At 32.4% G+C, this 12,702-nt stretch carries 12 protein-coding genes; 6 read left to right on the top strand and 6 right to left on the bottom strand.

Translation table 11 applies throughout. The features are described from left to right. Position 1 precedes the first annotated feature (1 nt). The 3 genes from LUU93_RS11780 to LUU93_RS11770 form a co-directional block, all read right to left on the bottom strand. A complete protein-coding gene (locus LUU93_RS11780; RefSeq protein ID WP_232681306.1) occupies positions 2-931 on the bottom strand; it encodes a PorP/SprF family type IX secretion system membrane protein in 930 nt (309 codons plus the stop codon). Positions 932-950: 19 nt separating this feature from the next. After that, positions 951-3,584 (bottom strand): gliding motility-associated C-terminal domain-containing protein, encoded by a 2,634-nt coding sequence (locus tag LUU93_RS11775; protein WP_232681305.1) that lies wholly within the window; start codon positions 3,582-3,584, stop codon positions 951-953. Between the two features lie 151 nt (positions 3,585-3,735). After that, positions 3,736-5,061: a PDZ domain-containing protein gene (locus tag LUU93_RS11770; RefSeq protein WP_232681304.1), complete on the bottom strand. Its 1,326-nt coding sequence runs from the start codon at positions 5,059-5,061 to the stop codon at positions 3,736-3,738. A gap of 122 nt (positions 5,062-5,183) precedes the next feature. On the opposite strand from LUU93_RS11770, the gene LUU93_RS11765 reads away from it, so the two are divergent. From LUU93_RS11765 to lgt, 6 genes are all read left to right on the top strand, one after another. After that, complete coding sequence (locus LUU93_RS11765; RefSeq protein ID WP_232681303.1) at positions 5,184-6,380, top strand: pyridoxal phosphate-dependent aminotransferase; 1,197 nt, start codon at positions 5,184-5,186, stop codon at positions 6,378-6,380. Positions 6,381-6,583: 203 nt separating this feature from the next. After that, positions 6,584-7,255 carry a GTP cyclohydrolase I FolE gene (gene folE / locus LUU93_RS11760; RefSeq protein WP_232681302.1) on the top strand — a complete coding sequence of 224 codons (672 nt, stop codon included), beginning with the start codon at positions 6,584-6,586 and terminating at the stop codon, positions 7,253-7,255. Between the two features lie 190 nt (positions 7,256-7,445). After that, positions 7,446-7,718 carry a four helix bundle protein gene (locus LUU93_RS11755; protein WP_311202626.1) on the top strand — a complete coding sequence of 91 codons (273 nt, stop codon included), beginning with the start codon at positions 7,446-7,448 and terminating at the stop codon, positions 7,716-7,718. 82 nt (positions 7,719-7,800) lie between these two features. Continuing rightward, positions 7,801-9,279: a cysteine--tRNA ligase gene (gene cysS / locus LUU93_RS11750; RefSeq protein ID WP_232681301.1), complete on the top strand. Its 1,479-nt coding sequence runs from the start codon at positions 7,801-7,803 to the stop codon at positions 9,277-9,279. 108 nt (positions 9,280-9,387) lie between these two features. Further along, complete coding sequence (yidD, locus tag LUU93_RS11745; protein WP_053470979.1) at positions 9,388-9,636, top strand: membrane protein insertion efficiency factor YidD; 249 nt, start codon at positions 9,388-9,390, stop codon at positions 9,634-9,636. A gap of 67 nt (positions 9,637-9,703) precedes the next feature. Continuing rightward, entirely contained in the window at positions 9,704-10,636 is a 933-nt protein-coding gene (gene lgt / locus LUU93_RS11740) for a prolipoprotein diacylglyceryl transferase (RefSeq protein WP_232681300.1), read from the top strand. A 54-nt stretch (positions 10,637-10,690) separates the two neighbouring features. On the opposite strand, the gene LUU93_RS11735 is transcribed toward lgt, so the two are convergent. The 3 genes from LUU93_RS11735 to LUU93_RS11725 all read right to left on the bottom strand — a co-directional run bounded on the left by LUU93_RS11735 (position 10,691) and on the right by LUU93_RS11725 (position 12,695). Next, entirely contained in the window at positions 10,691-11,305 is a 615-nt protein-coding gene (locus LUU93_RS11735) for an acyloxyacyl hydrolase (RefSeq protein ID WP_232681299.1), read from the bottom strand. A gap of 177 nt (positions 11,306-11,482) precedes the next feature. Continuing rightward, positions 11,483-12,061: a DUF6705 family protein gene (locus tag LUU93_RS11730; protein ID WP_232681298.1), complete on the bottom strand. Its 579-nt coding sequence runs from the start codon at positions 12,059-12,061 to the stop codon at positions 11,483-11,485. A gap of 55 nt (positions 12,062-12,116) precedes the next feature. Then, the gene (locus LUU93_RS11725) at positions 12,117-12,695 is read right to left on the bottom strand and encodes a DUF6705 family protein (RefSeq protein ID WP_232681297.1); all 579 of its coding nucleotides are present in this window, start codon (positions 12,693-12,695) and stop codon (positions 12,117-12,119) included. Between the last annotated feature and the right edge of the window lie 7 nt (positions 12,696-12,702).

Genomic DNA, 12,702 nt, shown 5'->3' with positions numbered 1-12,702 from the left:
TTTAGAAGAATCTTGGTGATTTATCAAATCCTTTACCTAATAAATCTAAATCAAAAAGCAGCATAATTTCATGCGTCCCCGAATTAAACTGACCTAAATTTGTAAGTGTATAATCGTAGGCATAACCAACTCTTAAAGTAGGTGTTACATTAAAATTAAACAAAGCACTTACAGAATCGTCTATTCTATAAGCCGCACCAAATTCAAATTTTTCATTGTACAAAACATTGGCTGTTAGATCTATTGAAATAGGTGCTCCTTTTACAAATTTTGTCATAAATGCGGGTTTTAGTTTCCACATATCATTTACCTGGAAAACATATCCAGCAGTTAGGAAAGTATGAATATTTTCGGCTCCAAAAGCATTTACTCCAGACTTTTCTTCAATATATTTTGTTTTCAATAAGTTAGGTACCGAAAGACCTACATATAAATTATCTCTAAAATAATAAGCTCCTACTCCAATGTTAGGTTTTGTTGCATTTATGTTTTCGGCGAAAGCCATGTCAGTTGCCGGATCATTAAACTTAAACCCATTAAAATTAGTCTGCATTGATGATAAGCCTGCTTTTAATCCTAGTGAAAGTTTATTCTTTCCTCCTAAATTTAAAACGTATGCAAAATCAGCATAAATATTGTTTTCTTTTTTAGCACCATCTCCAATATCATCTGATATAAATGAAAGTCCGGCTTCGACCTTATCCGAAATCGCCGTGTGTCCAAAAAAAGTAAAAGTTTTTGGAGCTCCAACAGCACCAACCCATTGTGTTCTGTACAATCCTCCAAAATTCATCATAGCAGGAACTCCTGTCGCATACGCCGGATTCACCACGCTCATATTATACATATAATGCGTATATTCAGGATCCTGCTGCGCAGAAACTGATGTCATATAGAAGAAGAAACTTATATAGAGTATTATTTTTTTCATTTGAAATTTATATTAAAAATTATCGATTTAGATAAAGACGTCCTTGTTGAGGGGGTCTATTGTCTTTATTAAAATAGAGAATGTAAAAATATACTCCGTTTGGTGCTATTCCGCCTCCAATTCCACTTTGCTCGTAATTTATTCCATCCCATGCCGGCTTATTTTTAAAGCCTTTATACATTCCGTTTCCATATCTGTTAAAAATTTCCAGCGAATAATTTGGGTATAAAAAATCAATGTCAGGAATAGTAAAAGTGTCGTTAATTCCGTCTCCATTAGGAGAAAATCCATCGGGAACAAAAAATGTATATTCCGGAGAATCACAAACAATTAATGAAACCGTAACTGCAATGTTTTCTTGTGAAAGACAATTTACTGCCGGCGAAAAATCAAACCCATAATAAGTTGCTTTATCAACTAAAGGAGTTGAAGGCGAAAGTAAGTTTCCATTATTTGGTGCGTCATACCAAACAACTGTTGAAGGCGATCCAGTATTATTTGAAAGATTAAGAATTGTAGGATTGTCTAAACCACAAAAATTTTGTCCATCCTGATTTAAAGCTGGAGCCGGCGTATCGTTAATTGTTACTGTAATTTTGGTTGCAGGAGATACACAGCCAGCTGCAGAAGTTTCCTTAACAAAATAATCCTCAGATTTTAAAACATAAGTATTTGGAAGAGGTGTAACTTCGGCAGCAGAGATATACCATTTATATTGGTTTCCCTGAGGCTGCAAATGTGCAATTGTCGATTGATCTGTTTTACAAAATGCCTGATCAGCAGCTATTGGTAAAGCTGGTATAGGATTTAGCATAAAAGCAGCAGATATTCCTGTTACATCACTCTCGCAAGTAGTAATATTGTTCTTTAATTTAATAATAGAAATTGTTGTTGAACCAGAGTTTACCAATAAGTTTGATGGAATGATAAAACCAGCGCTTCCATCAACAGCATTTAAAGCAACAGTTTCTACATTAGAAATATTACTGCCAGAAAGTTTATAAGACAACGTAACATCGGTCAAAGTCTGAAAACCCGAGACATTGACAGTTACTTCTTCGCCAAAACATACATTTTGAATCTGCAATCTTAAAAGTGACCCATTTGGCAGAGGATTAATAAGAATCTCTCCTGATAAATTGGCTGCATTAACGCATTGTGAAATTACATGTGTAATTGCTGTAATAGTTACAATAGAAGTTCCGCTTCTTGAGTTAAATATTTCTGGTACAACAAAAGTTGCATTTCCTCCCAATACTGTGATTCTTGCTACTTGCGAAGAAACATTTGTCGCTCCTGATAATCTGTACACTATATCATAATCTCCATCTGCCAGTTTTACAGCATTTGAAATCTGGATTACAGCATCTTGATCCTGGCAAGTTACAACAGGACTAATTAGTGCTCCATCTAAATCCGGAATAGGATAAATTATTAAATCGTCTGATAAATTATTTATTGTATTAATACAGGATCTTTGACTATTAAAGGCATAAATATCTAATATGGTTACAGTAAATTTTCCGGCTTGTTGGAAAAAATCCGGTCTGATTGGAAAAATAAGAACTCCATTGCTAAAATTTGCCAAAGCTGTTTCTGTCGCTGCCCTTGGCCCTGAAACACTATATTTAACATAATAACTGCCATTTGGAATATTTGCCGGACCTCTTGTAATAGTAACAGTATAATTTGCTGTTGTAATTTCACTTTCACATATATCAGAGTTAACCTCTAAAACTGCTCCGCTAAAATCAAGTTTTTCTTCTAGTCTAATTACAACTGTTGTCTGTTTATTGGGGCAAATAGGATTTGATGAATTGACTCTATAAGAAAAGCTATATTCGTTAGATCCCATAGTATTATATATTTTTTCTATATCAATAACATGATCGCCTTTAAAGTTAAGTTCGCCAGTATTACTATTATCTACCCATGTCCCTCCTGGATCTTGTCCTGAAATTAAATTAAACAAATCATAATTTCGGTATGCTGACAAACCATTATTGGCGCATAATGTTAATCTTTGAGAATCACCCGATTTTGGTGCCTGGAAAACAGTTATAAATACTGTTGATGCTGCAGGCGAAGGACAAGTACCTATAGCCGGCATCGTATAAGTAAACTGGTAAGTACCTGCTAAATCTTTAATATCAACAGATGATCCCGTTATATTTTGATTTGTAGTATCATTATGCCATTGCCCATTAGAATGCGGCCCCAAATAAGCACTATCAAAAGCCTGAAAAAGATTAAATGGACTATCTTCGTTGCAAACTGTTGCTGTTGGAGAAGGTTTTCCTGCATATCCTCCAATAGTTACTGTAACTGTAGCTGAATTATCAAGACAGCCATTAACACCGCTAACTGTATATGTATATTGATAAATTCCACTTTGGCGAATTACATGTGCATTTAAAATACCGGTAGCAGTATTTAAACCGCCTGAGCTATTATCATCGTTCCAAACACCACCAGCAGTTGCCGATCCTAGTAAGGAAAATAAATCTATAGATTGATTAGCAGGGTCTGGAATATCACAAACTGTTAAACTTGCATCATTACCTGCACATTGAGCATTTACTGTTTGAGATAAAAATGATAAAAAAACAAAAAATAAAACTACACGTAAGAAATCATTGCATTTTTTGACCATAAGCTATTATTTTTTGACAAACTTAATAAATTATTAATGTTGCTTAAACAAAAAAATAATTTTAATAATTATTTTTTTACAAAATTAAAGCGGTTAAAAAAACTTAGCTAACCCATTTTTTTTTAATCCAAAAAATTAATTAATCAATAATTCATAACTCATCTTCGAGTCTAAATCTAAATCTCAAAATCAAACTATTACGTTCTACTTCGAGCGTAATCCATTTATCTTCTTCTGATTTTAAAAGCTGATTAATCTGCTGTAATGAATATTTATAAGGTCTCTCACCATTTATAGATGTAATAAGATCACCTTTCAGCAATCCGCATTTTTCTGCAGCAGATTGTTTTCTAATATTGACAATCTCATAAACGGGTTTCAAAGAAAATTTATACCTAAAATTCCCACCGTTATTTTGGTTTGGTTCTCCTTCACTTAATGATGCTGCAACCTTTACTGTTTCTAAATGAACTGTTTCCTGAACCCATTGCAGTCCATTGTGCTGTATTGTAATTCCACTTTTATTATAAGTAAAAGGATCTTTGAATTTGTGATTTTTTTTAAGGTACAATTTTTTATCTGCATAATCTAAAACTACTGTAAAACGCTTTAAGATTTCTCCACCAACAGAACCAATACGGTCCGGAACCATCTTTACATTTTTGATTGATGTCGAATCTGGAAAAGCTACAATCGGTTTCTTAAATTCAAATTCATCAATTATAAATTTTTGAATTCTGGCACGATGCCCTTCAATATCACCACTAAAACCTTTCCCCAGAAAATCAGGGAAATTTCTCTTTGGAAGTTTTATTTTATTATTTTCAAAAATCCAAAAAGCGTCACTATTACCAATATCAATTAATAATTTTGCTGGAATTTCTTCTTCGTCTACCACCGCTGTTGTGTAAATATAAGGCTTAGATTTTTCAATTGTAATAGGAATTGCTTTAAATTTTTTATCGAGTTTTTTTCTAATCGATTCGTTATTTGAATGTACAATAACTTTTCGCTTATCATAATTTACTTCTACAATATTGTTTTTAAAGAATTTATGGCCAATAATTCCATTTACCGGAATACCAATATGTGACGAAAGATTAAAACTTTGATCTAAAATTACAAACAACATATGATTATCAGATCTTAATCCGTGTGTTTCAAAAGTGTTTTTTGTCGATTTAAGCCCTTCAATTTCACTTTCAGATCCTAATCCTCTAAGTCTGATTTTTTCGACATTATTAAATTTAACCTCCTGCATTTCATCCATGCTAAACAAAATAGTTTCTTCGACACCGGAATCTAATAAGAAATTCAGCTCGATTCCATTTACTTTAATCGGAATAAAAATGAGGTTATTTATCAATTTAAAAGGGATTGCCACCTTTTGTTTGTTATTTTGGATAATGAAACTATCCTGAGATTTTGCACAAAAAGGTATCAATAACCCAAAAAACAACACAATATATTTTTTCATTGACAATATTTTATTATAAAATTAGTAAATATATTTATTATTGTTAGATTTTTATAAGTCCATGCATTGTTTACGTTAAATTCGAAAAAAAAATGCAAATTTGCACTTCAATAAAAAATCTCATGCCAACAATTTCAAACAAAGGCAGAAACATGCCCGAATCACCGATACGCAAGCTTGCTCCTTATGCAGATATCGCAAAGCAAAAAGGACACAAAGTGTATCACTTAAACATTGGTCAACCGGATATCAAGACTCCCGAAGTGGCCATCGAGGCGGTAAAAAATATTGATTTAAGTATTATCGAATACAGTCCGTCAGCCGGATACGAAAGTTACAGAAAAAAATTAGCTCAATTTTACCAGCGTCAAAATGTAAATGTTAACTCAGAAGACATCATCGTTACAACGGGTGGCTCTGAAGCCCTTTTGTTTGCACTGGCCACAATTACTGACCCTGGAGATGAAATTATTATTCCAGAGCCGTTTTATGCTAATTATCATGCGTTTGCCTCTTCAACAAGTGCAACAGTAGTTCCTCTTGTTTCAACTATTGAAACAGCATTTGCTTTGCCAAGTATTGAAGAAGTCGAAAAATTGATTACTCCAAAAACAAAAGCAATCTTAATTTGTAATCCGGGGAATCCAACGGGGTATTTATATTCAGAAACAGAGATTAAACAATTAGCCGGTTTAATTAAAAAATACGATCTATATTTAATTGCTGACGAAGTATATCGTGAGTTTTTATATGATGGAGATGATGTACATTTTTCAGTTATGAATTTAGAAGATGTACAACAAAATGTAATCATGGTCGATTCAGTCTCAAAACGCTACAGTATGTGCGGCGCAAGAATTGGGTGTTTGATTACTAAAAATAAACAAGTACTGGCAACAGTTATGAAATTTGCTCAGGCGCGTTTAAGTCCGCCAACAATTGAGCAGATTGCCTGCGAAGCTGCAATTGATACGCCACAAAGTTATTTTGATGAAGTAATTGCAGAATATAAGGAACGACGTAATACTTTAATTTCAGAACTAAACAAAATTGAAGGTGTAATTGTAACCAAACCCAAAGGTGCCTTTTACTGTATTGCACAATTACCGATAGCAGATTCTGATGATTTTGCTCAATGGCTTTTAGAAAGTTACAGCTTAAATGGCGAAACGGTTATGATTGCCCCTGCAAAAGGGTTTTATTCAACTCCGGGAATGGGATTGAATCAAGTTAGAATTGCGTATGTTTTGAATAAAAAAGATTTAATTACTGCTGTAAATATCTTAAAAGAAGCACTTTTAGTATACAACAGCAAATAACAAACAGACTAAACTTAAACTTTCAAAAGACAGTAACCATTTGTGTTATTGTCTTTTGTATTTTAAAGAAGTCGCAATTAGACCAATTTTAAATTATATCCAAAAAGGATCGATTAAATAGTAAAAACCATAGAAAAGGTTTCCTATTTATTAATTATCTTTACCGCCTTAAAAAGATATACCCATTATAATAGTAGTTTTTAATGATAAATAACGAAGATTTTTTAGACGAAATAGGTGACAGTCATTTCAGCAGTAATGCAAAAAACCCTCTTAGAGCGGACGCATTTGACATAACTGATGAGGAAAAAATAGAAAAAATTAAAAAAGATGTTGAAAATATTCTGCAGACATTAGGAATGGATTTGACAGATGACAGCATAAAAGGTACTCCAAACCGAGTAGCTAAAATGTTTGTAAAGGAGCTTTTTGGTGGTTTAAATCCTGCGAAACAGCCAAAAGCGTCAACTTTTGACAACAATTACAAATATGGTGAAATGTTAGTAGAAAAAAACATTACCGTTTATTCTACCTGCGAACACCACTTACTGCCAATTATAGGACGTGCTCACGTTGCTTATATTTCAAGCGGAAGAGTTATCGGCTTATCAAAAATGAACCGTATTGTTGAATATTATGCAAAAAGACCTCAGGTTCAGGAGCGTTTAACTATGCAGATTGTTCAGGAACTTCAAAAAGCTTTAGGAACCGAAGATGTTGCCTGCGTTATTGATGCAAAACACCTTTGTGTGAACTCAAGAGGAATTAAAGATATCGAAAGCAGTACAGTAACTTCTGAATTCGGTGGAAAATTCAAAAATCCCCAAACGAAAAGAGAGTTTTTAGACTATATTAAATTAGATACTCAGTTTTAGTTTAATCGGTAAATCGTTAATTTGTTTAATCGCTTCGTCACTAAACCTTAATTTTTGATTAAATGATTAAACAAATCAACAATTAAACAGAAATCCATGTATCTTTTTTCATTTGAAAAGCTAGAAGTGTGGCAAAATGCAAGAATCTTTATTTTGGATATTTATAAATTAACTAGTAAATTTCCATCAAATGAATTGTTCGGAATTTACTTCTAAAATAAAAAGAAGTTCGTCATCAATCGCTACTAATATTGCAGAAGGAACTTCCAGAAATACGAATAAAGACAAAGCTCATTTTTTAACGATTTCCTATTCATCAGCGATGGAAACTTTAAATCACTTGATTATTTCAAAAGATTTAAATTATATGTCTGAAATAGAATATGTAGAATCTCGTGAAAAAATTGAAAAAATCTGTAATCAGATAAATAGTTTAAAAAAATATTATCTTTCAAAAGAATAAAACGAAGCTAATTAAAAAACAATAAAACGTTTACACGATTAAACAAATCAACGATTAAACGGTTAAACAGAAAAAAATAAATATGCCACTATATAGCAGTCAACCCCTAAAAATATACAATTCACTTTCGGGTGAAAAAGAAAATTTCAAACCAATCCATGAAGGAAATGTTGGAATGTATGTTTGCGGACCAACGGTTTATAGCAATGTGCATTTAGGAAACGTGAGGACTTTTATGTCTTTTGACGTGATTTTCAGGTATTTTTTGCACCTTGATTATAAAGTTCGTTATGTTCGTAATATTACCGATGTTGGTCATATTGTTGATGATGTTGATGAAGGTGAAGATAAAATTGCTAAAAAAGCACGTTTAGAGCAGTTAGAACCAATGGAAGTTGTTCAGCGTTACACTGTTGATTTTCACGATATTCTAAAAGCTTTCAACTTCTTACCGCCAAGTATTGAGCCAACTGCAACCGGGCATATTATTGAGCAAATCGAAATCATCAAAAAAATCATTGATACCGGAATTGGTTACGTTGCCAACGGATCTGTTTATTTTGATGTTGTAAAATATAACGAAACCAATAATTACGGAGTTTTAAGCGGTCGAAATATCGAAGATATGCTTGCCAATACTCGTGATCTTGATGGACAATCAGACAAAAGAAATCCACAGGATTTTGCACTTTGGAAAAAAGCCGAGCCAGAACACATTATGAGATGGCCTTCTCCCTGGAGCGATGGTTTCCCGGGCTGGCACTTAGAATGTACCGCAATGAGTACTAAATATTTAGGAAATCATTTCGACATTCACGGAGGCGGAATGGATTTAAAATTCCCGCATCACGAATGTGAAATCGCTCAAAACGAAGCCTGCACAGGACAATCGCCGGTAAATTACTGGATGCATGCCAATATGCTTACGCTTAACGGAAAGAAAATGGCAAAATCTACCGGAAATAACATTTTACCAGGAGAGATTTTAAGCGGTGACAATACTATTTTAAGCAAAGCCTTTTCTGCTTCAGTAACTAGATTTTTTATGCTGCAAGCGCATTACAGAAGCATTTTAGATTTCTCTGATGATGCTATTACTGCTGCTGAAAAAGGATATAAAAGATTAATAGAAGCTCTTGAAGCATTACCAGCAATAACAGCCAGCTCTTCAAGTTCGATTGATTTTGCTGCATGGAAACAAGTTTGTTATGATGCAATGAACGACGATTTTAACACACCAATTTTAATTGCGCAGTTATTTGAAGGTGTTCGTTATATCAATTTATTAAAAGAAGGAAAAGAAACCATTTCTGCCGAAGATTTAAAATTATTTTCGACAGCTATAAACGCTTTTGTTTTTGATGTTTTAGGTTTAAGCGATGAAAAAGCAGCCGACAGTAATAACGATAAATTAGAAGGTGTGGTAAATATGCTTATCGGAATGAGAAATCAGGCAAGAGCAGATAAAAATTTTGCTCTTTCAGATCAAATTCGAGATCAGTTAATTGCTTTAGGAATTCAGCTAAAAGACGGTAAAGAAGGAACTTCTTTTAGTATTTAATAAAAAAGTATTCAGTGTTCAGTATTTAGTGATCAGTTTAACGCAAAGTACAAATCTGAACACTAAACACTAAATACTGATCACTAATTATCATTGATTACTAAAAATATGTTTTCAAAAATTTTAATATATCCGTTTGTAATACTGGTGCGCTTTTATCAAACTGCGATTTCACCTTTTACACCAGCCTCATGCAGGTTTGAGCCAACGTGTTCAACTTATATGATTCAGGCATTGCAAATGCACGGATTATTTTACGGAGGGTATTTAGGAATGAAACGAATTTTAAGCTGTCATCCTTGGGGAAGAACTGGTTATGATCCGGTTCCTGAGAAGAAATGTTCACACAAACATTAACTTTTTATAAAGACTTGCTCCACATTTAATATTTATTTTTACAACATATATAAAAACATTACACTATATGACACAGCCTTTAAACATCGTTTGGAATCCTTCAGAAGGAATAGATTTAGGATTTTTTATGATTCGTTATTACAGTTTAATGTTCGTAATCGCTTTTGGTTTAGGATGGTTCCTAATGAAAAAGATTTTCGAACGCGAACATGAATCTTTAGACAAATTAGACTCATTATTTGTCTGGACTGTTTTAGCAACGTTAATAGGAGCTCGTTTAGGTCATGTTTTCTTTTATGACTGGGAATATTTTAGAAATCATTTACTGGAAATCTTTTTACCATTCAAATTCGAACCAAAATTTGAATTTACTGGTTTTCAAGGTTTAGCCAGTCATGGTGCAGCTATTGCAATCATTTTTGCAATGTATTATTACAGCAAAATGATTTTAAAACGTCCGTTATTATGGATTTTAGATCGAGTTGTAATTCCTGTTGCCAGCGGTGCTATTTTTGTTCGTTTAGGGAATTTTTTCAATTCTGAGATTATTGGACATGAAACTACATCGGCTTTTGGAATCCGTTTTTTACATGATAAATTCAGCAAGGCAGAAGCGGTAAATGCAACGCAAATTGCAAATCCAAAAGAGGCTTATAATGCAATAGCAACAGATCCTAAATTTGCTGATTTATTAGCACAGGTTCCTGCAAAACATCCAACGCAATTATATGAAGCTTTTTGTTACATTTTTGTATTTGCAATTTTATATTTCTTGTATTGGAAAACTAATGCAAGACTTAAATCAGGATACTTATTCGGATTATTTTTAGTTCTTTTATTTGTAGTTCGATTTATCGTTGAATTTGTAAAAGAAAGCCAGGGAGGTATTGAAGAAGAATTAGGTTTATTTTCAACCGGACAATGGCTTAGTATACCTTTTATCATAATCGGTCTTTTCTTTATTATTAGAGCACAAAGAAATCCTTTAGCTACTTCTTAATAAAATAAGAATCTTAAACATAAAAGTCCAGTATTTCGAAATACTGGGCTTTTTTTATAGCGGATATGAAATCCCAAATTCTATATTTTTAGTATTGTAACCTGCATTTGTACTACTTAATCCTGCATTAGAAACATGCCGTATTTCAGGACGAATATCAAATTGAATCTTCTGTACCCTAAAAGAAAAACCAAGCGCTAAAACGTCTGCAAAAGCAAAACCTTTAGACATTCTTTCGGTTTCCGTATCTGTTATCATTGGACCGACACTTCCCAAAACATAAAAAGAACAGTTTTTATTAATCGGTTTCCGAATTAAAAACCCAAGATTCAGTACATATTCCCGCACATCTTTTAACTGCGTATATTCATCTCTTTTTTCCTGATAATCTGGGGTTTCTGGTTTAACAAAATAGAAATTCAACAATTGATGTTTGGCAAAATTAATTTCGGGCTGAGCCAGAATTTCATATTGAAAATGTTTCGTTTCTTTTAATTTATAATATAACTGCGCTTTATAAAATTGATTTTCAAAAGTGTAATCTTTATTATTGAATTCACTTCCAAAACCATAATTAAAGCCAATTGAAAATCGTGAGTTTTCTTCTTGTGCTGTAATTCTTAATATGTAAAAAAGAAGTAATAAGCATAAAAGTAATTTTCTACCCATATATTATTTTAAAGTTGATTAAATATAATACAAAAAAAAGATCCAGCTTTCACTGGATCTTTTTTAATATAGTTTAAGCAATTAATTATGCTTTGCTATGCTTGTCTTCGATTGTATGTTTTTCAATAATTATTTAAATAAAATCTAAACATGTTTAACAATCAAAAATAAAATAATTTACTGTTTGGTCAATAAAACTTCATTATCTACAGGCAAAAGCTTATCTGCGGCTTTTTGCCCAGGGCAATTTTGTATATTGATCATAACCTTATCAGGTATTAAAAAAAGCTTTATCTGGTTAGGTAACTTGGTACCAGTAATAAAAAGATTACCACTTTGCCCGCAATCAGCATTTTTACCCATATAAGAGGACACATAATAACTAGCCGTTTTATTAAAATAATCACCTTTAATTACATAAGAACTATCATCAGACAAACTTCTGGTGTCTTCTATAACTGTTCCATTACTTGTTGTTATTAAATAACGAATCATTAATTCATCTTGAGATACACCTCTGGAGAGATTATTTTTATATTTTATTATCACAAAAGTGTAATTTTTATTATCAACTGTACCCTTCCATGTCCCTAAGTATTTATTAAGCAAACCATTTATATCTTTAAGATACACGCCGTCCGGAACACCACTATCAGCATCTCTATATTCTATTGCTTTTTCTACGGGTACTATTTGCTGTGCTTTGCAAGACAATGTTACTAAAAGCAGTATTATTAACACTATTACATTTTTCATTTATAAAAAATTAAAAATTATCCTCAATCATTTTTATAATTAAGGATAAAATAATTTACTGTTTGGTTAATAAAACCTCATTCTCTACTGGCAAAAGCTTATCTGCGACTTTTTGCCCAGGACAATTTTGTATATTGATCATAACCTTATCAGGTATTAAAAAAAGCTTTATCTGGGTAGGTAACTTGGTATTAGCAATAAAAACATTCCCGCTTTGCCCGCAATCAGCATTTTTACCCATATAAGAGGACACATAATAACTAGCCGTTTTATTAAAATAGTCGCCTTTTATAACATAAGAACTATTATCGGGTAAACTTCTGGTATCTTCTATAACCGTTCCACTACTTGTTGTTATTAAATAACGAATTAGTAATTTATCTTTAGAGATTCCTAAAAAATCATGCTTGTATTTAGATATAACAAAAGTGTAATTTTTATTATCTATTGTTCCTTTCCATATCCCTAAATATTTATTAAATAAACCATTGACATCCTTAAGATATGTTCCATCAGGAATTGATTGGTCTGCATCTCTATATTCTATTGCCTTTTCAACGGGTATTATTACCTGCTGTGCTTTGCAAGACAATGTTACCGCAAGCACTATCATTAACGTTGTTATATTTTTCATCTTGTTT

This window comes from Flavobacterium soyae (assembly GCF_021245985.1).
GTDB classification, from domain to species: domain Bacteria; phylum Bacteroidota; class Bacteroidia; order Flavobacteriales; family Flavobacteriaceae; genus Flavobacterium; species Flavobacterium soyae.
Note: the sequence above shows the minus strand (reverse complement) of the source record. Positions and strands in the feature narration are given on the sequence as shown.

What these genes read in the sequence shown, in the direction of transcription:
- LUU93_RS11780 (WP_232681306.1), bottom strand. Translation starts at nt 931, where the DNA reads ATGAAAAAAATAATACTCTATATAAGTTTCTTCTTCTATATGACATCA.
- LUU93_RS11775 (WP_232681305.1), bottom strand. Translation starts at nt 3,584, where the DNA reads ATGGTCAAAAAATGCAATGATTTCTTACGTGTAGTTTTATTTTTTGTT.
- LUU93_RS11770 (WP_232681304.1), bottom strand. Translation starts at nt 5,061, where the DNA reads ATGAAAAAATATATTGTGTTGTTTTTTGGGTTATTGATACCTTTTTGT.
- LUU93_RS11765 (WP_232681303.1), top strand. Translation starts at nt 5,184, where the DNA reads ATGCCAACAATTTCAAACAAAGGCAGAAACATGCCCGAATCACCGATA.
- folE (WP_232681302.1), top strand. Translation starts at nt 6,584, where the DNA reads ATGATAAATAACGAAGATTTTTTAGACGAAATAGGTGACAGTCATTTC.
- LUU93_RS11755 (WP_311202626.1), top strand. Translation starts at nt 7,446, where the DNA reads ATGAATTGTTCGGAATTTACTTCTAAAATAAAAAGAAGTTCGTCATCA.
- cysS (WP_232681301.1), top strand. Translation starts at nt 7,801, where the DNA reads ATGCCACTATATAGCAGTCAACCCCTAAAAATATACAATTCACTTTCG.
- yidD (WP_053470979.1), top strand. Translation starts at nt 9,388, where the DNA reads ATGTTTTCAAAAATTTTAATATATCCGTTTGTAATACTGGTGCGCTTT.
- lgt (WP_232681300.1), top strand. Translation starts at nt 9,704, where the DNA reads ATGACACAGCCTTTAAACATCGTTTGGAATCCTTCAGAAGGAATAGAT.
- LUU93_RS11735 (WP_232681299.1), bottom strand. Translation starts at nt 11,305, where the DNA reads ATGGGTAGAAAATTACTTTTATGCTTATTACTTCTTTTTTACATATTA.
- LUU93_RS11730 (WP_232681298.1), bottom strand. Translation starts at nt 12,061, where the DNA reads ATGAAAAATGTAATAGTGTTAATAATACTGCTTTTAGTAACATTGTCT.
- LUU93_RS11725 (WP_232681297.1), bottom strand. Translation starts at nt 12,695, where the DNA reads ATGAAAAATATAACAACGTTAATGATAGTGCTTGCGGTAACATTGTCT.